Raw genomic sequence first — 21,106 nt, forward strand, 5'->3', positions numbered from 1 at the left:
GTCAGGTGCCGCACTCCATCGCAGAAACGGCGCTCGAGTGCGAGCGGGCGAGTGCGAGCGGGCGAGCGCGAGCGGGCGATGCGGGCGGCGCGGCGAGGGTCAGGCCTCGGGCGGGGTCGCGGTCGACGAGCGCACACGCAGTTCGAAGGGCAGCTGCGTCATCGAGGCGCCGGGCGCGGCATCCGGACCCGGCTCGAGCTGCTCCATCAGGATCTCGACGGCCTTCTCGCCCTGGCCGCGCGGGAACTGCGCCACCGTGGAGAGGCCGAAGAAGTCGGAGAGGTCGTAGTCGTCGATGCCGACGATCGAGACGTCGCGCGGGACCGACATGCCGAGATCGCGCGCGGCGAGGATGCATCCGATCGCCATCTCGTCGGAGGCCGCGAAGATCGCCGTGGGCCGGTCGTGCGGCCGGCCGAGCAGCTGCTTCGCCGCGTGGTAGCCGCCGCGGATCGTGAAGTCGGCCGGTGCGAACAGGGTCGGGTCGGGCTCGACGCCCGCGTCGCGCAGGGCCGCCTCGTACCCGAGCCGGCGGTTGGTGGGCAGGTGGAAGTCGAGGTCGAACTCGAGGTCGCCGCCGATGTGCGCGATACGCCGGTGGCCGAGCCCGATGAGGTGCTCGGTCGCGAGCCGCGCCACCGCGGCGTCGTCGATCGTGAGCGTGCGGACGCCCGGGATCGGACCGCCGACGCCGACGAGCGGCTTGCCCAGGTCGTGCAGGCGCTCGACCTCGTGCTCGGTGAGCTCGAGCGACACCGCGATCACGGCGTCGACCCGCTGCCGCAGGAGGAAGTGCTCGAACACGCTCGAGCGCTCCCGCCCGTCGCCCGACAGGTTGTAGAGCGTGAGGTCGTAGCCGCGGCGCAGCAGCGCCTGCTGGGCGCCCTCGAGCACCGACGAGAAGAACCATCGGTTCAGGAACGGGATCACCACGCCGATGTTGCGCGTGCGACCCGACGCGAGGCTCGAGGCGTTCGACGACACGACGTAGCCGAGGACCGCCGCGGCCTCCTCGACCTTCGCCTTCGACGTGGGGGAGACGTGGCCGCGGCCGCTCAGGGCACGCGAGACGGTCGCGGTGGAGACCCCCGCGAGCTTCGCCACTTCCTCGATGCCGGCCATCGCTCCTCGCCCGCCGCGGACTGCCCGGGATGCAGGCCGGCGGCACCCGATCCTATCGTCGCGCGGAGTGGCGGATTGCCCTGACCCGCGTACTGGGGTAGGAAAGCAGGGTTCAGGGCTGGTCCATTCGGGGGGACAGGCTTGCCCACCGGGACACAACGAAAGGGAAGTCGCGTGAAGTGGGTCAAGCGCATCGCCGTGGGTCTCGTCGTCGTGTTCGCCCTGTTCTACATGATCACCCGCCCCGAGGACGCCGCGGGCGCCGTGCAGGGCGCGGTCGCCGCCGTCTGGGGCGGCGTCGAGGCGGTGGGACGGTTCTTCACCTCGCTCGCCGCGGGGTAGCCGCGAACGGATGTCGCCCATGACCCCGAACGCGCGCAGCCTGTTCGACCCGCGGGTCGAGCGGTTCCTCATCGCCGACGAGGGCGAGGTGATCGTCGACGAGGTCGCGAAGCACTGGGCCGCGATCGTCAAGCCCGTCCTGCTGCTCGTGGCCGCGGTGCCCCTGCTCATCATGGCGTTCTGGGTGCCGCCGCAGGCGTGGTGGGTGCCGGCCCTCGGTGCCCTCGTGCTCGCCGGGTGGGGGCTCTGGCGCATCCTCCAGGCGCAGATGGACCGGTTCGTGATCACGAACATGCGCGTGTTCCGCGTGCACGGCATCCTCACGCAGAACATCGCGACGATGCCGCTCGCCCGAATCCTCGACATCTCGGTGCACCGGCCCGTGGTGGGCCGGCTGTTCGGCTTCGGCCACTTCGTGTTCGAGTCCGCGGCGCAGACGCAGGGACTCAAGGAGATCCGGTACGTCGGCGCCCCCAACGAGCGCGACCTCACGATCCAGCGCGTCATCGCGCGCGCCGGCCTCCGCGGCCCCGTCCGGACGACGACCCGCACGCTGCCCACGCCGCCCGAGGGGGTCTTCCGCCAGCCCGCGTCGGGCCGCGGCGACGGCCCCGACGAGTACCGCGACGGCCGCCGCGACGAGCTCGGGCCGAACGACACGATGCCGATCCACCTCTGAAGCGGATGCCGCGCGGCGGCCGTCGCGCAACGGCGGGCGCCCGCTCGACGCGGGCCCGGCGGCATCCGCCCGCCTCGATTTCTCGACACGCCGCCCCATGGGTATCCTTGTGTGGCCCCCGGTCGCGTGAGGAACGTGGTCGGGTGTACGGCGAGTTACCCAAGCGGCCAAAGGGATCTGACTGTAAATCAGCTGGCATAGCCTTCGGGGGTTCGAATCCCTCACTCGCCACCCGCACGAAGCCCCGGTCCACCGGGGCTTTCGTCGTCTGCGGGGTCATGCCGACCGGGCGACGCCCCGTCGTCGCGGGCGTCACCAGCCGAGCGGATGCCGCGCCGGGGCGTAGCGTGGGGGCATGACGCCCGACGCCGGCCACGCGGCATCCGCAGACCTGCTCGCCACCGCTCGACGCATCGCGCTCGCCGTCGCCGAGACCGCCCTCGAGGAACGTCGCCGGGGCATCGCGGTGGAGGCGACGAAGTCGACGCCGACCGACGTCGTCACCGCGGTGGATCGCGACACCGAGGCGCGGATCCGCTCGATGATCCTCGAGGCCCGGCCCGACGACGGGATCTTCGGCGAGGAGGACGACGCGCACGTCGGCACGAGCGGCCTGAACTGGGTCGTCGACCCCATCGACGGCACGGTGAACCTCCTCTACGACATCCCGGCGTGGTCGGTGAGCATCGCCGTCGTCGACGGGCCGCCCGATCCCGAGCACTGGAACGCGATCGCCGGGGTCGTCGTGAATCCCGTGTCGGGCGAGGTGTTCGCGGCGTCCGCGGGCGGCGGGGCGCACCTCGGCGATCGCGAGCTGCACGTCAACACCGAGGTCGCGCTGCCGCAGGCGCTCGTCGGCACCGGGTTCGGGTACTCCGTGGAGCGGCGACGAAGCCAGGCGGCGGCGTTGCTGCACGTGCTGCCTCGCGTCCGCGACATCCGCCGCATCGGCTCGGCCGCGCTCGACCTCGGCGCCGTCGCGGCGGGCCGGCTCGACGCGTTCTACGAGCAGGGGCTCAACCCCTGGGACCACGCCGCCGGGTCCCTGATCGTGCGCGAGGCGGGCGGGTGGGTGGGTGGCCCGGACGGCGGACGCGAGAGCGACCGGCTCCTGGTCGCGGCGGCGCCGTCGGTGTTCGACGAGCTCGCCGCACTGCTGCGCGATGCGGGCGTGCCGGCCGACTGATCCGGCGTCGTGCGTTCTCCACAGTGCCGTGGCGAGGCGACACACCATCTCACGTCGACATGGCGAAGCGGCGACCGACCGGTTACGCTTTATCGATCCGTGACCTCGACCTCGGTCGTCGCACGGAGAACGGTCCCCCGATTCCGAGCCGAAAGTCCCCCCACGTGCCCGAGTCCCCCCTCGTGCCCGACGGTTCCACGCCAGGCACTCAGGTCCATTCGCGGCCTGAGCGACCCCTGACCCGTCGCGAATTGCGGGACCGCTCCGCCACTCCGGCCGAGCCGGCCGGCCCTGGGGCCGGCACGGACTCGGCCGTCGGCGTCTCCGGGGGCATGTCGTTCGAGTCGTTCCTCCCGGGCCGCGCCGAGCCGGTGTCGCGTTCCGTGCCGAGCCCCGCGACTGGGCGAGCGGATGTCACGGGGCCGCTGCGTCCGCGCGACCGGCGCGAGCCGGCTGCCGACGCGTCCGGTGCGCCGGTGTCGGTGCCATCGGCATCCGTGCCGTCGGCGTCGTCTTCTCCGTCATCGCGCCGCGCTGCATCCCCGTCGGCGGGGGCCTCCTCGCCCGCCGCCGGCGAGTCGGCGCCGCGGCGGCTGCGTCGAGACGCCGCCACCCTGAGCGGCGAGCTCGCGCACGCCGCCCCGTCGGCGCCGCCGTCGTCCGAACCGCGTGGGCCCCGAGCCTCTGCGGAGCAGTCCGGCCCCGTCCGTCCGTCCCGGCACGAGTCGCGAGGTCCCGTCCGCGATCCCGGCGCCCCGGCTGGGTCGGCGCCGCCGCGGAGCGGGCGTCGTGCTGCGCCCACCCCTCAGCCGGAGCTCGCCGCGTCGCATCCGTTCGACGACCGCGAGCGCGACGCGCGCTTCCGCGAGCAGGCGCCGCCCCGGCCGCAGACCGAGCGTCCGCCGGGTGCCGTCCGCGGATCCGGGATTCCCGCCGCCCAGCACCCGGGCGGCCCGCTTGCGCACCGCCCGGCAGGCGCCCCCACCGCGTCCGATGCTCCCGAGGCCCGGCGAGCGCCGAACCGCGCCGGTGCCGAGCCGCACCCGCTTCAGCGGCCGATCGCCGAGCGCCCCGCGTCCATGCGCCCGCTGCAGCCGCAGGCGCCGCGGGTGATTCCTGCCGGTGCTCCGCATGGTCCCGCCCGCCCGTCCGGCCCTCGATCCGAGCGGCCGCGCGACCTCCGCGCGGACTCCACCGACGACCTCTCGGCGGTGCTCGCCGCGGCGGCCAACACCGGCCTGGCGCCGGCCGGCCTCGAGTTCCGCGAGTTCGACGTCGAGCCGCCGCGCGAACGCCGCACCGCGGGCGAGCACCCGGTCTCGGGTCCGGTTCGCGGCGAACGACCGGTCGACGCGCGTCCGGCTCATCCGGGCGCCGATCGGCGGCGCCCGACGGATGGCGCGGCTCACGCTCAGGGAACCGAGCCGGCCCGCCCGTTCGACCGACGCGACGACGCGACCGCACCCGACGACCGCCGTCGACCGGTCGCCGACCGGCCGACGGCTCCCGAGCGCCGACCCGCCGACCGTCCGGGACCCTTCGACCGGCCCGCGCCGCGCTCCAACGGCAACGGCCGCTCCCAGGACGCGCCCGGCGTCGACGTCGCGCCGGCCGGCCGCGTGCCCCGCCCCGCTCCGGTTCGCCGCCCCGCCGCCGCCCCGGCGGCCGCGGCCCGACCCGCGCCCCGCCGAACCCTGCGACGCGCGATCACGACGCGCGTCGCGAGTTCTGTTGCGATGGGCTTCGTCGCGCTGCTCGCGGTCGCGACATCCGTGCCCTCGCTCTCGCTGCTCTCGCCCGCCGACGTGCAGGCCATGGCACTCGGCGAGACCACGACGGTGACGATCGACGGCCAGCGCGTCGAGATCACGGGCGATGCGGCCGCCGCGGCGATCGGCCGCGAGGACTACCAGGCGCAGACGATCGAGGAGTACGCCCGTGCGGCCGGCATCCGGCCCGAGGCGACGTTCACGAACAACCCGCTCGGCACCATCCAGTGGCCCTTCGCGGTCGGCGTGCACATCGGCGACCGATTCGGCTACCGCAACTGCGCCGGCTGCTCGTCGAACCACCGCGGCCAGGACTTCAACCCCGGCGACGGCGCCGAGATCCAGTCGATCGCCGACGGGGTCGTGTCGGTCTCGACCGACGCGGGCGGCTCGCTCGGCGCGGTCACCATGATCGACCACGTCATCGACGGCGAGACCGTCACGAGCGTCTACGCGCACATGCAGTACGGCACGCGCCGCTTCGAGGTCGGCGACACCGTCGAGGTCGGCGACGTCGTCGGCAACACGGGCAACACGGGCATGTCGACGGGCCCGCACCTGCACTTCGAGATCCGCATCGGCGGCGTCGGCGGCACGCACGTCGACCCCCTCGAGTGGCTCTGGGCCAACACGAACTGACGGATGCCGCGGGCCTGCCGCCCGCGCCCGCCCTCTCGCGCCCGCGCCCGCCCTCTCGCGCCCGCGCCCGCCCTCTCGCGCCCGCCGCCCGGGCGGCCTGCCTGCGTGCCTGCTGCGATCCGCGGTCGGCCGCGCCGAGTTCGCAGGACCACGGGCGGCTCGACGGCGTCCGAAGTCCCCTCCCGCGCGACATCCTGCGAACCGGCCGGGCGGTGATGCCGGGTCGGCCGGACTTCGCAGGAGAGGGCGCGATACGGGCGTGTGCGGAGAGCTCAGCCAGGCGTCATCCTGCGAACCACCGCACCGCCGCCGCTTCGACGGCTTGTCCACAGGCATCCGAGCGGGACCGCGCCCGACGGGCACACTCGTCAGGTGGCCGAGACAGCGGAGCGCAGCGTCGCCGAGGTGATCCGCGCCCATGGCGGCGCGCTCCCGTACCGCCGGCTCGATGAGCTCGGCATCGCCCGGGCGCGTGTGGGCGCGGCCCGTCGCGCGGGCGAGATCGTGCCGGTGCGCACCAGGTGGTTCGCCACGACGGACGCGCCGGCCGATGTGGTGCGCGCCGTGCGCGTCGGCGGCAGCCTGACGGGCGCCTCCGTGCTCCGCCTCGCCGGCATCTGGATGCGCCGCGCGGACCCCCTGCTCCACGTGCGCGTCCCGCAGACCGCGGGCCGGCTGTGGTCGCCCGAACCGGTTCGACCGGGCGAGGTGCGGGCCAGGCTCGACCGGTCCGCGCACGGCGTCTGCGTGCACTATCGCACCGAGCCGGGTCTCCCGCAGGCGCGGGATCCGCTGCCGCTCGCCCTCGCCGAGTACGCCCGCTGTGCCTCGAGGCTCGATGCCCACGTCGCGGTCGACTCGGCGCTCAACCTCGGGGAGCTCGACGACGACGGGCTCGCCGACCTCCGGCGGCGGCTCGGTCCGGCGCTCCGGCCGATCGTCGACCTCGCCGATCGCGGATGCCAGTCGGGCACCGAGACCATCGTGCGACTGCTCCTTCGCGGACGTCGCGTCCGGCACCGCACCCAGGTCCCGATCATCGGCGTCGGACGCGTCGACGTGCTCGTGGGGGACCGGCTGGTCATCGAGATCGACGGCGCGGGCTTCCACACCGGCCTGGAGTTCGAGGCGGACCGGCGGCGCGACTTCGAGCTGGTCCAACGCGGCTACCTGGTGCTGCGGCTCAGCTTCTCGATGGTGATGCAGGACTGGGCGGAGGTGCGGCGCGGCATCCTCGCCCTCATCGAGCGCGGCGAGCACCGGTGGGGCGGCCGGTCCCGGCACCATGAGCGGTCGGCGTCGCTCTCGCTGGCGCGCAGGATCCGAGCGGAGTGAGCCGGACGCCCTCCCCGAGGCTGGCCGCGCCTGTTGATTTCGCAGGACGAGACGCCGCTCGGCCGGCCCGCGGGGCGCACGGGCACCGGGCTCCTGCGAACCAGGGACGACGCCGGGTCCTGCCGATCGACGCGGTCGGCAGTTCGCAGGATGCCACCGCCTTCGCCGGTCGGAAGTGACTCATGGACGCCGTGGTCCTGCGAACGCGAGATGACGGTGCTCGCCCGGGCACGGCGAAGGGGGCGGATGCCGCGGCATCCGCCCCCTTCGGCACGGTCGGGCGCTAGCCCCGCAGCCAGACCGTCGTGTCGGCGGGCAGTTCGCCGCCGGAGACGTCGCCGCTCGCGAGCAGCACCTCGCCGGCGGGCAGCGCGACCGGCACGGAGCCGGTGTTGCCGATGACGACGACCGATCCGTTGCGGAACGCCAGGACGTCGTCGGCGAACCCGTCGAGCCACTCGACGGAGCCCGTCGCGAGCGAGTCGGAACGACGCAGGCGCAGCGCCGTGCGGTACAGCTCGAGCGTCGAGCCGGGCACGTCGCGCTGGCGGTCGCGCGCGAGCTCGGCCCATTCGGCGGGCTGCGGCAGCCACGCGGCATCCGTCGGCCCGAAGCCGTACGACGGGGCGCCCGCCTCCCACGGGATGGGCACGCGGCATCCGTCACGGCCGTAGCGCTCGCCGTTCGTGCGGAACCACGTCGGGTCCTGGCGGGCCTCGTCGGGCAGGTGGATCGCCTCGGGGAGGCCGAGCTCCTCGCCCTGGTAGATGTAGGCCGAGCCCGGCAGCGCGAGCATCACGGATGTCGCGGCGCGAGCGCGGCGCAGGCCGACGACGGGGTCGGGCAGGCCGGCGCTCTTCGGACCGATGCCGTGGCCCTGCAGGCTGTCGGCCTGCAGCGCGAGACGCGACGCGTGCCGGATCACGTCGTGGTTGGAGAGCACCCAGGTCGAGGGGGCCCCGACGGCGCCGAAGGTCTCGATCGAGTGGTCGATGACGCTGCGGAGCGCGGGTGCGTCCCACGGCGTCTCGAGGTACGCGAAGTTGAACGCCTGGTGCATCTCGTCGGGGCGGACCCACTTCGCGACGCGCGTGAGCGGGTCGACCCAGGCCTCGGCGGCGAGGATCCGCTCGCCGGGGTAGGAGTCGAGCAGCACGCGCCAGTCGCGGTAGACCTCGTGGACGCCGTCCTGGCCCCAGTACGGGGCGCCGTCGCCCTCGTCGTGGATCTCGGGCTCGAGCGGCACGCCGGCCTCGAGGCCGTGCGCGTTGCCGCCCATCGAGCCGGCGTCGGCCGGCGGGGTGTAGTCCGGCAGCCCGTCGGCCTTGATGAGGCCATGGGCGACGTCGACCCGGAATCCGTCGACGCCGCGGTCGAGCCAGAAGCGGAGCGTGCGGCGGAACTCCTCGCGGACCTCCTCGTTGGTCCAGTCGAAGTCGGGCTGCGAGCTGTCGAAGATGTGGAGGTACCACTGGCCGGGGGAGCCGTCGGCCTCGGTGACCCGGGTCCACATGGACCCTCCGAACACGGACTGCCAGTTGTTCGGGGGGAGCTCGCCGTGCTCGCCCTTGCCCTCGCGGAAGATGTACCGGCCGCGCTCGGGACTGCCGGGCGCGGAGGCGAGCGCCTGCTGGAACCACACGTGGCGGTCGGAGGAGTGGTTCGGCACGAGGTCGACGATGACCTTGAGTCCGAGCCGGTGCGCCTCGGCCAGCATGTCGTCGAAGTCGGCGAGCGTGCCGAACAGCGGGTCGACGTCGCAGTAGTCGGCGACGTCGTAGCCGGCATCCTTCTGCGGCGAGGCGTAGAACGGCGAGAGCCAGATCGCGTCCACGCCGAGGTCGGCCAGCTCGGGCAGGCGGGAGCGGATGCCGGCGAGGTCGCCCATGCCGTCGCCGTTCGCGTCGGCGAACGACCGGGGGTAGATCTGGTAGATCGCGGCGGTGCGCCACCATTCGGAAGTCATGAGGGAAGATCCTAGGTCAATCTGAAAGCGTTTGCAGAGTCGAGCCGCGACCGCTTTCCTGTGTAAGCGGTATCGATCAGGTAACGCCGAGTTGTCAATGCGGCGATGACAGGGTATACCTGAAACCGCTTGCAATCACGCTGCGAGCAACATCCAAACGGAAGAACGGCCTTTCGAGCACGGTGCGCAGGTCACCAGGCGAAGGCGCCGATCTCACGCACACTGAGAAGGGCACACACCAATGCGGGTGAACAAGAAGCTGTTCGCGGCCGGCGCCGTCGCCGTCGTCGCGACCCTGGGGCTCGCGAGCTGCGCGAGCGGCGACGCCGACAACGGCGAGAACGGCGCGTCCGCCGAGGGCGGCACGCTGACCGTCTGGGTCGACGCCGAGCGCGTCGACGCGGTGCAGCCTGCGGCCGACGCCTACGCCGAGGAGACCGGCGTCGAGGTCGAGATCGTCGGCAAGGACGTCGCCACGATCAAGGACGACTTCATCCAGCAGGTCCCGACCGGCGAGGGCCCCGACATCACCATGGGCGCGCACGACTGGCTGGGCGAGCTCTCGACCAACGGCGTCGTCGCGCCCCTCGAGCTCGGCGACTCCGCCGGCGACTACCTCGATGTGGCGATCAACGCCGCGACCTACGAGGGCACCGTCTACATGCTCCCCTACGCGGTCGAGAACATCGCGATCCTCCGCAACGCCGACCTCGTCCCCGAGGCCGCGACGAGCTTCGACGACATGATCGCCAAGGGCAAGGCCGCCGGCCTCGACAAGCCGTTCGTCGTCGAGCAGGGCGCCGAGGGCAACCCCTACCACCTCTACCCGTTCCAGACGGCGTTCGGCGCCCCGGTGTTCGGCACCAACGACGAGGGCTACGACCCGACCGACCTCCAGCTCGGCAACGAGGGCGGCATCGAGTTCGCGAACTGGCTCGGCAGCCAGGGAAAGAGCGGCGCCGGCAACTTCAACACCGACATCGACGGTGACATCGCCAAGCAGGCGTTCCTCGACGGCACCGCGGCCTTCTGGCTGACCGGTCCGTGGAACGTCGGCGCCGCGACCGACGCCGGCCTGAACGTCGCGATCGACACGATCCCCAGCCCCACGGGTGACCCCGCCTCGCCGTTCGCCGGCGTCAAGGGCTTCTTCGTGAGCTCGGAGTCCGACAACAAGGTCGCCGCGAACGACTTCCTGGTGAACTACATCGGCACCGAAGAGGTCCAGCTCGACCTGTTCGAGGCCGGCAACATCCTGCCCGCGCTGTCGTCCGCTGCCGAGACCGCCTCGAGCGACCCGATCATCGAGGGCTTCGCGGCCGTCGGTGCCGAGGCCGTCCCGATGCCCGCCATCCCCGCCATGGGTTCGGTGTGGCAGTACTGGGGCATCGCCGAGGCCTCGATCATCAACGGCGAGGACCCGGTCGCGACGTGGGAGAAGCTCGCCGCCGACGTCCAGGCTGCGATCGACGCCAAGTAACGACTGAGCGCTCCGGGTCGGATGTCACGTGACATCCGGCCCGGAGTACTCCCGTTCCACCACCAGGACCGAGCAGGATGGGCAGCATGATCGACGAGGACGTCAAGGCCGACGCCGAGGCCACCAAGAAGCCGACGAGACGGCAGCGCCAAGCGGCGGCCATGGCCGACGCGGCATCCGGCGGCATGAAGTCGTTCATCGTCAAGCTCGTGCTGATGGGCCTCGTGGACGCGATCGCGGTCTACGCGGTCTTCATCCTCGCGATGCAGCGCGAATGGCTCGTGCTCGGCGTCATCGTCGCCGTCACCGCCATCGTCAACTACATCTACTTCTCGCGCCGCCGCCTCCCGGCGAAGTACCTCACGCCGGGCATCATCTTCCTCTCGCTCTTCCAGGTGTTCGTGCTCCTCTACACGGGGTACGTCGCCTTCACGAACTACGGCACCGGCCACAACGGCTCCAAGGAGCAGGCCGTCAGCTCGCTCATGGCCTCCTCGCTCGAGCGCGTGCCCGACTCGCCGACCTATCAGGTCACGGTCGTCGACCAGCTCGGCACGCTCGGCCTCCTCGTCACCGATCCCGACGGCGACGTGCAGCTCGGCACCATGGAGCAGCCCCTCGCCGAGGTCGACGCCGAGCTCGAGAACGGCAAGGCGGTCGCCGTCGAGGGCTGGACCACGCTGAGCTTCAGCGAGGTCATCGCCCGCACCGACGAGATCACCGAGCTCGCGGTCCCCGCATCGGAGGACCCGAACGACGGCGCGCTGCGCACGCCCGACGGCTCGAACGGCTACCTCTACACGTCGAACCTCGTGTACGACGAGGCCGCCGGCACGATGACGGACCAGACCACCGGCACGGTCTACACCGACGAAGGCACGGGCGCGTTCGTCGCCGAGGACGGCGAGGAGCTGCGGCCCGGCTGGCAGATCGTCGTCGGGTTCGACAACTTCATCCGGGCGGTCACCGACCCGCGCCTGGCGGGCCCGCTCGTGTACGTCACGCTGTGGACCTTCGCGTTCGCGCTCATCTCGGTCGCGTCGACGTTCTTCCTCGGGCTCTTCCTGGCGATCACGTTCAACGACATGCGGATGCGCGGCCGGAAGGCGTACCGCATCGCGATGATCCTCCCGTACGCGATCCCGTCGTTCCTGTCGGCGCTGGTGTGGGCCGGCATGATGAACGAGAGCTTCGGGTTCATCAACCAGGTGCTCCTCGGCGGGGCCTCCGTGCCCTGGCTCACCGACCCGTTCGTCGCGAAGATCTCCGTGCTCATCGTGAACCTCTGGCTGGGCTTCCCGTACATGTTCCTCGTGTGCCTGGGCGCGCTGCAGTCGATCCCCGAGGACGTGCAGGAGGCCGCGACCGTCGACGGCGCGAGCTCGTGGAACGTCTTCCGCCTCATCAAGCTGCCGCTGCTGCTCGTGAGCGTCGCCCCGCTGCTCATCGCGTCGTTCGCGTTCAACTTCAACAACTTCAACGTGATCTACATGCTCACGAACGGCGGGCCGCGCGACACCGGCGCCCCGATCCCGGTCGGCTTCACCGACATCCTGATCTCGATGGTCTACAAGGTCGCGTTCACCGGCCAGACGCGCGATTACGGCCTCGCGTCGGCGTACTCGATCATCATCTTCATCGTGGTCGCGGTGATCTCGATCATCGCCTTCCGCCGCACCAAGTCGCTCGAGGAGATCAACTGATGGCCGATCAGCAGGCGGTTCCCGGCACGCAGGCCGGTCTGCTCGGTGAGACCCTGGTCGTCCCCGGCCCGAAGCCGGTCGAGCACCCCGACCACGGCCGGCCGGTCCAACCCAAGCGCCCCTTCAGCTTCGGCCGTTGGTTCAAGGCGACCGGATGGCGCCACCTGGTCGGCCTCGTCATGGTCGCGTTCGCGCTCTTCCCGATCGTGTTCGTCATCTCGTCGTCGCTGAACCCCGACGGAACGCTCACCGGCTCGAACGCGCTCTTCTCCGAGATCGGGCTCGACGCCTACGCGCGCATCCTCACGAACCCGCAGGTGCCGTTCACGACCTGGTTCGGCAACACGATCCTGATCGCCGGCGTCACCGCGCTGCTCACGGTGTTCCTCGGGGCGCTCGCGGCGTACTCGTTCTCGCGCATGCGGTTCACGGGTCGCCGGTTCGGGCTGATCGCGATCGTGGTCATCCAGATGTTCCCGCAGATGCTCGCCGTCGTCGCGATCTTCCTCGTGATGACCGCCATCAGCGACTGGTTCCCGGCGATCGGCCTGAACACCCACATCGGCCTGATCATGGTGTACCTGGGCGGCGCGCTCGGCGTGAACACCTACCTGATGTACGGCTTCTTCAACACGATCCCGGCGTCGATCGACGAGGCGGCGAAGATCGACGGCGCGGGCCACGCGCGCATCTTCTTCACGATCATCCTGCGCCTCGTCGCGCCGATCCTCGCGGTCGTCGCGCTGCTGTCGTTCATCTTCTCGGTGAACGAGTACGTGGTCGCGTCGGTCATCCTCATCGACACCGAGAAGCAGACCCTCGCCGTGGGCCTCGTCAAGCTCGTGTCGAACCCGCGCTACGCCGACTGGGCGGCGTTCTCGGCGGGCGCCGTGATCGCGGCGCTCCCGGTCGTGCTGCTGTTCCTCTACCTGCAGAAGTACATCGTCGGCGGCCTCACGGCCGGCGCGGTGAAGTGACCGGCTGACCCGGTCGAACGGATGCCGCGCGCGGACGTCCCGCGACGCGGCATCCGTCGTCTGCGCCGATAGCATGGCGCTCGGCCCACACCCCTCGACCCGATGGAGTCACATGGACGCCCCCGCGCCCCAGCCCGTACCCCTGTCCGCGACGATGCCGCTTCCGGCGCCGCCGATTCCCGCTGCGCCCGTCGAGGCGGCGGCGTACGGTGCCCCGGTGCGTGGCTCGTCCGCTCACCCGGGATATGCGGCGACCCCGGGCTGGCCTGCGGCGCCGGCACCGCAGAACGTACTCGCCTGGGTCAGCCTCGGCCTCGGCCTCGGGGGCGTGATGTTCGGCCTGCTGACCTCCGTTCCCGCGATCGTCCTCGGGCACATCGCGCGTCGACAGCTTCGCGAGCGACGGGAGCAGGGCGACGCGGCGGCGCTCACGGGGCTGATCTCGGGGTACGTGATCAGCGCGCTGTGGATCCTCGGGATCGCCGCGTACGTGCTGTTCCTCGTGGCGCTGTTCGGCGCCGTCGCGGTGTCCTCCGGGGTCGGCTCGGCCGTGTGACGCACGATTTAATGCATGCCCCGCGAGGTGATATCCTCGTGTGGTTGCCGCGAGAGCGGCAGTGCCCCGATAGCTCAGTGGTAGAGCACTTCCATGGTAAGGAAGGGGTCGTCAGTTCAATCCTGACTCGGGGCTCTGGTTCCTCCGGACTCGTCCGGGGCGCCTTGCGGCGGGGTAGCTCAGGTGGTTAGAGCACACGGCTCATAATCGTGGTGTCGCGGGTTCGAGTCCCGCCCTCGCTACCGCAGAACCCCCGGCTCACCCGGGGGTTTTTCTCGTCCCTGCGGTGACTCGACGGTCGCCCGGTCGCTGCGTCTCGCGGGCCCGAGAACGACTCCGGGGGCCGCGCCGATCGGCGCGGCCCCCGGAAGGTGGGACGGCGATGCGTCAGACGCGCGCGGTGCGCCGTACCACGTCGCCGAGCGCGTCGGCGTCGAGCGCGTACAGGTCGCGCGATCCGGCGGTGGCGGCGCCGACGAGCCCGGATGCCGCGGGCAGCAGCTGCTCGGCGTAGAACCGGGCCAGCGGCAGCTGCGCCGCCGCCACGGTGTCGCCGTTGAGCCCGCGAGCCGCGAGCGCGGACTTCGCGAGCAGCCAGCCGCCGACGACGAGCCCCCAGATGCGCAGGTACGGGCTGGATCCCGCGAGCACCGAGGTCGGGTCGGAGGCGCCCGTGCGCAGCATCCACCCGGTCGTCTGCTCGAGCACGTCGAGACCCGTGGTCAGCTGGTCGCGGATGGAGGCGAAGTCGTCGCCCGCGGCCGCCAGATCGCCGTCGAGCTCGCGCATGGTCGCGATGAACTCGAGGAACGAGGCGCCGCCGCGCACCCCGAGCTTGCGGCCCACGAGGTCGGCGGCCTGGATGCCGTTCGTGCCCTCGTAGATCGCGGCGATGCGCACGTCGCGGTAGTGCTGGGCGACGCCGGTCTCCTCGATGAAGCCCATGCCGCCGTGGATCTGCAGCGCGAGCGAGGTCAGCTCGTTGCCGAGGTCGGTGCCGAACGCCTTGCAGATGGGCGTGAGCAGACCCACGATCTCGTCGGCGCGGGCCCGGGTCGCGGCATCCGGGTGGTGGGTGGAGATGTCGACGTACGCGGCGTTCAGGAGCATCATGCGGCGGAGCGCGGCGATGTACGACTTCTGCGTCATGAGCATGCGGCGCACGTCGGGGAAGTCGATGATGGGGGAGTCCTGCGTCGCGCCGGGCGCGCGGCCCTGGATGCGCTCCTTCGCGAAGTCGAGCGACTGCTGGTAGGCGCGCTCCGCGACGGCGAGGCCCTGCGTACCCACCGACAGGCGTGCGCTGTTCATCATCACGAACATGATGCGCATGCCGAGGTGCTCGTCGCCGATGAGGTAGCCCGTCGCGTCCTCGTACGACAGCACGCACGTGGGCGATCCGTGGATGCCCATCTTGTGCTCGACGCCCACCGTGTGCACGCCGTTGCGCTCGCCCAGCGAGCCGTCCTCGTTCATGCGGAACTTCGGCACGATGAAGCACGAGATGCCCTTGGTTCCGGCGGGGGCTCCGGGCGTGCGGGCCAGCACGAGGTGCACGATCTGCTCGCTCAGGTCGTGGTCGCCGAAGGTGATGTAGATCTTCTGGCCCGTGATGCCGTAGGTGCCGTCGGGCCGCTTCACGGCCTTCGTGGTCAGCGCACCCACGTCGGATCCCGCGTGCGGCTCGGTCAGGTTCATGGTTCCGGTCCACTCGCCGCTGACCATCTTGGGCAGCCAGGCCTGCTTCTGCTCGTCGCTGCCGTAGTGGAGGAGCGCCTCGATCGCGCCCTGCGTGAGCAGCGGGGCGAGGGAGAAGGCCATGTTGGCCTCCATCATGAGTTCCTGGATGGCGAGCCCGATGGTGCGAGGGAACGCGCCGCCGCCGAATTCCTCGGGCAGCGGCACCGATCCCCAGCCGGCGTCGACGTACGCGGCGTAGGCCTCGACGAAGCCGGTCGGCGTCGTGACGGTGCCGTCGGCGTTGAGGCGGGCGCCCTCGACGTCGCCGGCGCGGTTGGTGGGGGCGACGACCTCGGCCATGAAGGCGCCGACCTCCTCGAGGATCTCGGTGACGGTGTCGGAGTCGGCGTGCTCGAAGCCCGGGAGCTCTGCGATCTGCTCGTACCCCACGACGTGCTTCAGTGCATACGCGAGGTCGGCGACCGGTGGACGGAAATCAGTCATGTTCGGACTGTAACCGCGCGGTGGAGGGGCGGTGCCGACATTCGTCGCGATCGACGACGCGGCTCGGCTGAAGCCGTGTCGTGCTTGTGGCATCCGGCAACCGGATGTCGGCCGGCCGGACTCCGTCCGACCCGAGACGTTCCGGAAGCGGGTTGAACCCATTAGTGTCACTTCGATCTGTTTCGATGACGTGACGATCGAGGAGCCCATATGAGCCTGACCATCGCCGGCCTGCAGCACGCGGGCGTCGAGGCCGATGTCGACGCGAACCTCGCCATCATCGCGGATGCCGCGCGCGAGGCGTCCGCGCGGGGCGCCCGCCTGCTCGTCACCCCCGAGATGTTCGTGACGGGCTACAACATCGGCGACCGACTCGCCCCCCTCGTCGCCGACGACCTGGTCGACCGGGTCGCCGCCATCGCGGTCTCCGAGCGCATCGCCATCGCCGCAGGGCTCCCCGAGCGACTGCCCGGCGGCGGCATCGCCAATTCGGTCGTGCTCGTCGACGAGCACGGCGCCGAACTCCTGAGGTACCGGAAGACCTATCTCTTCGGCGCGCTCGATCGCGCGCTCTTCGAAGCGGGCGATCGCCTGCCCGCACCCGTCGAACTCGACGGGGTGCGCCTCTCCGTCCTCATCTGCTACGACGTCGAGTTCCCGGAGACGGTCAGGTCGGCGGCACTCGCCGACGTCGACGCGGTCATCGTCCCCACGGCGCAGATGGAGCCGTTCGGCCACATCGCCGAGCGGCTCATCCCGGTCCGCGCCTGGGAGAACCAGATCCACGTGGCCTACGTCGATCGCAGCGGCTCGGAGGGCGAGCTGCGGTACGTCGGCCTCAGCAGCATCGTCGGGCCGGACGGCGAGACCCTCGCCCGTCTCGGCGGGACCGACGAATCGGGCCTCATGATCGCCACGATCGATCCCGAGGCCACGCGCCGCGCACGAGCGGCCAACCCGTACCTCGCGGACCGCAGGCCCGAGCTGTACGTACCGGAGCGATGATCCGCGCCGACCGCCTGCGCACCGAAGCATGCCGAAGACCGTCGCCGGCCACCTCATCGCCATGTGGCTCGCGCGGTCGAACTCCACCCTCACCACCGGTGGGAGCGTGGGCGTCAGCATCGTGCTCGCACTCCTCACGGCCGTCGCGTTCGTCGTCGGCATCCTGCTGGGCAGGCGGTTCCCGCTCGACGCCCCGGAGCACGACGAGGTCGTGGAGGCCACCGCGGCCGACCGCGGCTGAGACGTGAGCCGCGCGGCATCCGCCAACGCGCCGGAGCGCGCCGAGCGCCGGAAGGAGACCGACATGGATCTCTCGTCGGCTCCGCTCGGTGCGATCCGGCGCTCCGGCGCGGTGGACACGGTTCGGGCGCGCATCCTGCTCGCGGTCGAACTGGGGATGCTCGCGCCCGGGCAGCGGCTCCCGTCACCGGAGAAGACGGCGCGGGCGTTCGACGTGAGCGAGATGTCGGTGCGGCGGGCCTATCGGACCCTCGCCGACGACGGCTTCGTGACCCGCCGGCGCGGGAACAACGGCGGGACGTTCATCGTCGACGAGCCGCTCGTGCAGGACGTGCCCGAGATCGACGCCTACCGCGAGGACGCGCACCACGTGCACGCCCTGATCGACCAGCGGGCCGTGGTCGAGGCCGGACTCGCCGGGCTCGCCGCGCAGTCCTGCCCGCCGGAGCAGCTGGCGATCCTCTCGGAGCTGGTCGACCGCATGCGGAGCGTGCCCGACTGGGCGGGATACCGGGAGCTCGACGCCGAGTTCCACGACCGCGTCGCCGGCCTCGCCGGCGTGGAGGCCGCGGCCATCCTGCACCAGCGGCTGTCGCACGAGCTGTACGCCTACTTCATCCCGTATCGCCTCGACGACCTGCGCGAGTCGAACGAGGAGCACGCCCGGCTGGTCGACGCCCTCGCGGCGGCGGACGCCGCGCTCGCGAGCCGCATCGCGTACGAGCACATCGTCGAGCTCCACGACTCCATGTACGTGGGCCTGGCCGACGGCGGTCGGCGCGACGGTTCACCGGCGTCGTGAGGGCCGGCCGCGCCGGTCGGTCAGGAGCCCGTGGGTCCCTGCCCGATGCTCAGCCACTCGCCCGCGTCGTCGGCGCGCCCGGCGCCGGCACCGGCGCCGGTCGGGGCGCGCGAGCCCTTCATCGCCTCGAGCTGCCGGTCGATCTCCGACGAGGCCTGCATCGAGGCGAGCTGTCGCTCGATGTCGGCATCCGCCGGTGCGGTGAGGTCCTTCAGCGCTCCGCTCGCGAGCATCTCGTCGGTGGCCTGCGCCCGCGCCTGCATCTGCGCCACCCGGTCGCGTGCGCGCTCGAGGCTCGTTCCCACGTCGTGCATGCTCGTCCCGAGACCGGCGACCGCCTCGTTGGCCCGCACCTGCGCCTCGGACGCCGAGTAGGTGGCCTTGATGGCCTCCTTCTCGATGCGGAACGCCGCCACCTGCTCCGAGAGCTGCCGCTCGCGTTCCTGCAGCTGGTCGGTCTGGCGCTGCATGCCGACGTACTGCTGCTGCAGGTTCGCCACCTGCCGCTCGATGAGCGCACGCCGTTCCAGCGCGGCACGGGCGAGGTCCTCCCGGCCGCCGTCGAGCGCCTCCTGGGCCTGGCCGGCGAGCCGCTGGTAGCGGGCGCCGAGCTCCTGGCCCTGCAGGTCGATGCGCTTCTTCGCGGTCGCGACCTCGGCGAGCGCCTGCCGCACCTGCTGCAGCAGCTTGACCTGCTGGTCGTAGCTGTCGTCGAGCATCTCCCGGGGGTCCTCGATGCGGTCGAGTGCACGTGAGGTCTTGCTGCGGAAGATGTCCCGCATGCGCGACGAGTTGCTCATGGTCGTGGTCCCCTATCTGGAGCGGTTCAGGCGTCGCGTGGACGCATCGGACGCCGACGCGCCGATGCCGTCCTGCGTGTTGAGGAGGCGCAGCTCCTGCACTCCCGCGTGCAGCGCGGCCACCTCGCGGTCGACGTCGGCGCGGAGGGCGGCGAGGCTGTCGTCGGTGAGGCCGTCGAGCTGCGAGCCCACGGCGGACCGGACGCGTCGGACGAGCGCGGCGAGCTGGTCGACGCGGCGCTCGGCGACCGGGAGGTCCTGCGCGAGGGCGGTGGCGTCGGTCTCGCTCTCCATGAAGCGCAACTGGCGGTCGAGGGCGTCGCCCTCCTGGGCGATCCGCCGGTGGAGCCGTTCGAGGTCGCCGCGCGGCCCTGCGCCCTGGCCCGCCAGGTCGACCGCCGCCTGTTCGCTGGCGAGTGCGTCGGCGAGCCGGACCCGGAGGCGGAGCACCTGGCCGCGGGGTCCCGTGGTGAACCGTGCGCGCGTCCGGAGTGCGCGGCCCGCGAGCGCCCGGCTCCGGCGGATGCGCCGGATCACGGATCGCACCACGAGGACCACGATGACGACGGATGCCACCGCCATCGCCGCGAATGCGACGAGGATCCAGAGCAGGACCTCCATGCGACCACCTCCATGTTCCCCAAGGCCGCTCGCGAGCGGAGGTCCGACACCACGAGGGCGCCGGTCGAACTCGCGATATAACGCAATGTACGCCCCATCGGGCCCGGGCGCGAAGGTTCCTGCGAAACTCACGGCATCGACGCGGCGGCTGCGGCCGGCAGCCGGTGCGACGGTCGCCTCGATCTTCGAGGCCGGCGCACGGCGGCCACAGGCCGACGAGCGCGAGCGGGGCCGGCGCCGAGGAGCCGGGCGGCTACGCTGCTGAGGGTGACGGATGGCGCGCCCCTCACCCCGATCGGGCTCGGCCTCGCCGCGCTCGGCCGCCCCGCCTACATCACGGCGGGGCGCGACGACGACCTGGGCTCCGACCGCGGCGTCGAGGCGATGCGCGGCCGCGCGCACGCGATGCTCGACGCGGCGTGGGCCCGCGGCATCCGCTTCATCGACGCGGCGCGATCGTACGGCAGAGCCGAAGAGTTCCTCGGGTCGTGGCTCGCCGCCCACCCCGGGCGGCGCGCCGAGCTCACCGTCGAGTCGAAGTGGGGCTACGACTACGTGGGCGGATGGCGCATGGACGCCGACGTGCACGAGCGCAAGGAGCACTCGCTCGCCATGCTGGAGCGCCAGTGGCCGGAGACCCTCGCCGCGCTGGGCGGCGCGCCCGACGTGTACCTCGTGCACTCGCTCACGCCGGACAGCCCCGCGCTCGCCGACCGCGAACTGCTCGGGCGGCTCCGCGGACTCGCGGCCTCCGGCATCCGGGTGGGCGTCTCCACGAGCGGACCGCGTCAGGGTGAGGCGCTCGATGCCGCCCGGACCCTGCCCGGCTCGCCCTTCACGGCGGTGCAGGCCACCTGGAACCTGCTCGAGCCGTCGGCGGGCCCCGCGCTCGCGCGCGCACACGACTCGGGCTGGCTCGTGGTCGTGAAGGAGGCCCTCGCGAACGGGCGGCTCACGCCGACCGGCGACGGTGGCGCAGCCGAAGCGTTCGCTGCAGCCCTCGGCGACCCGCTGGACGCGGTCGCCATCGCCGCCGCCCGCGCCCAGCCCTGGGCCGACGTCGTCCTCTCGGGCGCCGTCACGCCCGACCAGTTGGATGCGAACCTCGCCTCGGCGAGGGCGACGACGACCGCGGATGCCGCGGCGCTCGCCGCGCTCGCCGAGGACCCGCCGTCGTACTGGGCCGCCCGGAGCGCGCGCCCCTGGACCTGAGCCGCCCGCCGCGGCGCGCCCGCGGACGGACACGACGAACGCCCCGGACCGGAGTCCGGAGCGCTCGTCATGCGATCCGACGCCCGACGACCCGGGGCAGTCCACCGGGGCGCCGTCTCAGGCCGGATCAGCCCCGCTGCGGGAGGAGGTCGAACGCCACGCGCCCGTCCTCGGCCACATGGGCGTCCAGGGTCTTGTCGTCGAGTGCCTTCGCGGCGCCGCGCGTGAGATAGACGCGCGCTCCCGACTGCTCGACGACGGCGTCCGATTCCTCGGGCGCCGGCGCGATGGCGACGCCGAACTGGGTGCCGGCGGCATCCTCGGTGTCGATGCGGAGGCCGGCCCCGGCAGGGGCACCACTGCGGTCGACGATCTCCTTGACGACGGTGCTCGCCGTCGGTGTGAGTGTCAGCATGTCTTTCCTCCTCGTGTCACGAATCCCCCACCCTCCCCGACCGCAACGGGTGCGGCCACCCCTTGCGGCCCGC

At 72.0% G+C, this 21,106-nt stretch carries 19 protein-coding genes and 3 tRNA genes; 16 read left to right on the forward strand and 6 right to left on the reverse strand.

Annotation, left to right across the window (positions count from 1 at the left end):
• Positions 1-99: 99 nt before the first annotated feature.
• Positions 100-1,122 carry a LacI family DNA-binding transcriptional regulator gene (locus WBQ80_RS13030; protein ID WP_336572306.1) on the reverse strand — a complete coding sequence of 341 codons (1,023 nt, stop codon included), beginning with the start codon at positions 1,120-1,122 and terminating at the stop codon, positions 100-102.
• Between the two features lie 174 nt (positions 1,123-1,296).
• Here WBQ80_RS13030 and WBQ80_RS13035 point away from each other — a divergent pair, with 174 nt between their 5' ends.
• From WBQ80_RS13035 to WBQ80_RS13060, 6 genes are all read left to right on the forward strand, one after another.
• Positions 1,297-1,464, forward strand: a complete 168-nt coding sequence (locus WBQ80_RS13035) for a hypothetical protein (protein WP_336572305.1) — start codon at positions 1,297-1,299, stop codon at positions 1,462-1,464.
• 19 nt (positions 1,465-1,483) lie between these two features.
• Entirely contained in the window at positions 1,484-2,143 is a 660-nt protein-coding gene (locus WBQ80_RS13040) for a PH domain-containing protein (protein WP_336572304.1), read from the forward strand.
• A 149-nt stretch (positions 2,144-2,292) separates the two neighbouring features.
• Positions 2,293-2,374: transfer RNA gene (locus WBQ80_RS13045), tRNA-Tyr, on the forward strand.
• Between the two features lie 124 nt (positions 2,375-2,498).
• Positions 2,499-3,329, forward strand: a complete 831-nt coding sequence (locus WBQ80_RS13050; RefSeq protein WP_336572303.1) for an inositol monophosphatase family protein — start codon at positions 2,499-2,501, stop codon at positions 3,327-3,329.
• Between the two features lie 1,109 nt (positions 3,330-4,438).
• Positions 4,439-5,737, forward strand: a complete 1,299-nt coding sequence (locus WBQ80_RS13055; protein ID WP_336572302.1) for a M23 family metallopeptidase — start codon at positions 4,439-4,441, stop codon at positions 5,735-5,737.
• A 372-nt stretch (positions 5,738-6,109) separates the two neighbouring features.
• Complete coding sequence (locus WBQ80_RS13060) at positions 6,110-7,072, forward strand: endonuclease domain-containing protein (RefSeq protein WP_336572301.1); 963 nt, start codon at positions 6,110-6,112, stop codon at positions 7,070-7,072.
• A gap of 283 nt (positions 7,073-7,355) precedes the next feature.
• Here the strand turns inward: WBQ80_RS13060 and WBQ80_RS13065 are convergent, their stop codons facing one another.
• Positions 7,356-9,038: a glycoside hydrolase family 13 protein gene (locus WBQ80_RS13065; RefSeq protein ID WP_336572300.1), complete on the reverse strand. Its 1,683-nt coding sequence runs from the start codon at positions 9,036-9,038 to the stop codon at positions 7,356-7,358.
• Between the two features lie 241 nt (positions 9,039-9,279).
• Between WBQ80_RS13065 and WBQ80_RS13070 the strand changes: the two genes are divergently transcribed.
• The 6 genes from WBQ80_RS13070 (at position 9,280) to WBQ80_RS13095 (ending at position 13,996) form a co-directional block, all read left to right on the forward strand.
• Positions 9,280-10,518 (forward strand): sugar ABC transporter substrate-binding protein, encoded by a 1,239-nt coding sequence (locus WBQ80_RS13070; RefSeq protein WP_336572299.1) that lies wholly within the window; start codon positions 9,280-9,282, stop codon positions 10,516-10,518.
• Between the two features lie 86 nt (positions 10,519-10,604).
• Positions 10,605-12,221, forward strand: coding sequence for an ABC transporter permease subunit (locus tag WBQ80_RS13075; protein ID WP_336572298.1), 1,617 nt, complete (start codon positions 10,605-10,607; stop codon positions 12,219-12,221).
• Complete coding sequence (locus tag WBQ80_RS13080; RefSeq protein WP_336572297.1) at positions 12,221-13,198, forward strand: sugar ABC transporter permease; 978 nt, start codon at positions 12,221-12,223, stop codon at positions 13,196-13,198. Before WBQ80_RS13075 ends, WBQ80_RS13080 begins: the two co-directional genes overlap by 1 nt.
• Positions 13,199-13,415: 217 nt before the next feature.
• Positions 13,416-13,754, forward strand: coding sequence for a DUF4190 domain-containing protein (locus tag WBQ80_RS13085; protein ID WP_337282576.1), 339 nt, complete (start codon positions 13,416-13,418; stop codon positions 13,752-13,754).
• Positions 13,755-13,817: 63 nt separating this feature from the next.
• Positions 13,818-13,889, forward strand: a tRNA-Thr gene (locus WBQ80_RS13090).
• 33 nt (positions 13,890-13,922) lie between these two features.
• Positions 13,923-13,996 (forward strand) — tRNA-Met (locus tag WBQ80_RS13095).
• Positions 13,997-14,141: 145 nt separating this feature from the next.
• On the opposite strand, the gene WBQ80_RS13100 is transcribed toward WBQ80_RS13095, so the two are convergent.
• A complete protein-coding gene (locus tag WBQ80_RS13100; RefSeq protein ID WP_336572295.1) occupies positions 14,142-15,938 on the reverse strand; it encodes an acyl-CoA dehydrogenase in 1,797 nt (598 codons plus the stop codon).
• 210 nt (positions 15,939-16,148) lie between these two features.
• Between WBQ80_RS13100 and WBQ80_RS13105 the strand changes: the two genes are divergently transcribed.
• The 3 genes from WBQ80_RS13105 to WBQ80_RS13115 all read left to right on the forward strand — a co-directional run bounded on the left by WBQ80_RS13105 (position 16,149) and on the right by WBQ80_RS13115 (position 17,985).
• A complete protein-coding gene (locus tag WBQ80_RS13105; RefSeq protein ID WP_336572294.1) occupies positions 16,149-16,943 on the forward strand; it encodes a carbon-nitrogen hydrolase family protein in 795 nt (264 codons plus the stop codon).
• 28 nt (positions 16,944-16,971) lie between these two features.
• Positions 16,972-17,184 carry a hypothetical protein gene (locus WBQ80_RS13110; protein WP_336572293.1) on the forward strand — a complete coding sequence of 71 codons (213 nt, stop codon included), beginning with the start codon at positions 16,972-16,974 and terminating at the stop codon, positions 17,182-17,184.
• A gap of 63 nt (positions 17,185-17,247) precedes the next feature.
• Positions 17,248-17,985, forward strand: a complete 738-nt coding sequence (locus tag WBQ80_RS13115; RefSeq protein ID WP_336572292.1) for a FadR/GntR family transcriptional regulator — start codon at positions 17,248-17,250, stop codon at positions 17,983-17,985.
• Positions 17,986-18,005: 20 nt separating this feature from the next.
• Here WBQ80_RS13115 and WBQ80_RS13120 read toward each other — a convergent pair whose 3' ends face one another.
• Together WBQ80_RS13120 and WBQ80_RS13125 are read right to left on the reverse strand one after the other, a co-directional pair.
• Positions 18,006-18,785, reverse strand: coding sequence for a PspA/IM30 family protein (locus WBQ80_RS13120; protein WP_336572291.1), 780 nt, complete (start codon positions 18,783-18,785; stop codon positions 18,006-18,008).
• A 12-nt stretch (positions 18,786-18,797) separates the two neighbouring features.
• Positions 18,798-19,406, reverse strand: a complete 609-nt coding sequence (locus tag WBQ80_RS13125; protein WP_336572290.1) for a hypothetical protein — start codon at positions 19,404-19,406, stop codon at positions 18,798-18,800.
• 267 nt (positions 19,407-19,673) lie between these two features.
• On the opposite strand from WBQ80_RS13125, the gene WBQ80_RS13130 reads away from it, so the two are divergent.
• Entirely contained in the window at positions 19,674-20,618 is a 945-nt protein-coding gene (locus WBQ80_RS13130; RefSeq protein WP_337282577.1) for an aldo/keto reductase, read from the forward strand.
• Positions 20,619-20,745: 127 nt separating this feature from the next.
• Here the strand turns inward: WBQ80_RS13130 and WBQ80_RS13135 are convergent, their stop codons facing one another.
• Positions 20,746-21,033, reverse strand: a complete 288-nt coding sequence (locus WBQ80_RS13135) for a hypothetical protein (protein WP_336572740.1) — start codon at positions 21,031-21,033, stop codon at positions 20,746-20,748.
• Between the last annotated feature and the right edge of the window lie 73 nt (positions 21,034-21,106).

It is taken from the genome of Agromyces sp. CCNWLW213 (assembly GCF_037199545.1).
In the GTDB taxonomy this organism is placed as follows: Bacteria; Actinomycetota; Actinomycetes; order Actinomycetales; family Microbacteriaceae; genus Agromyces.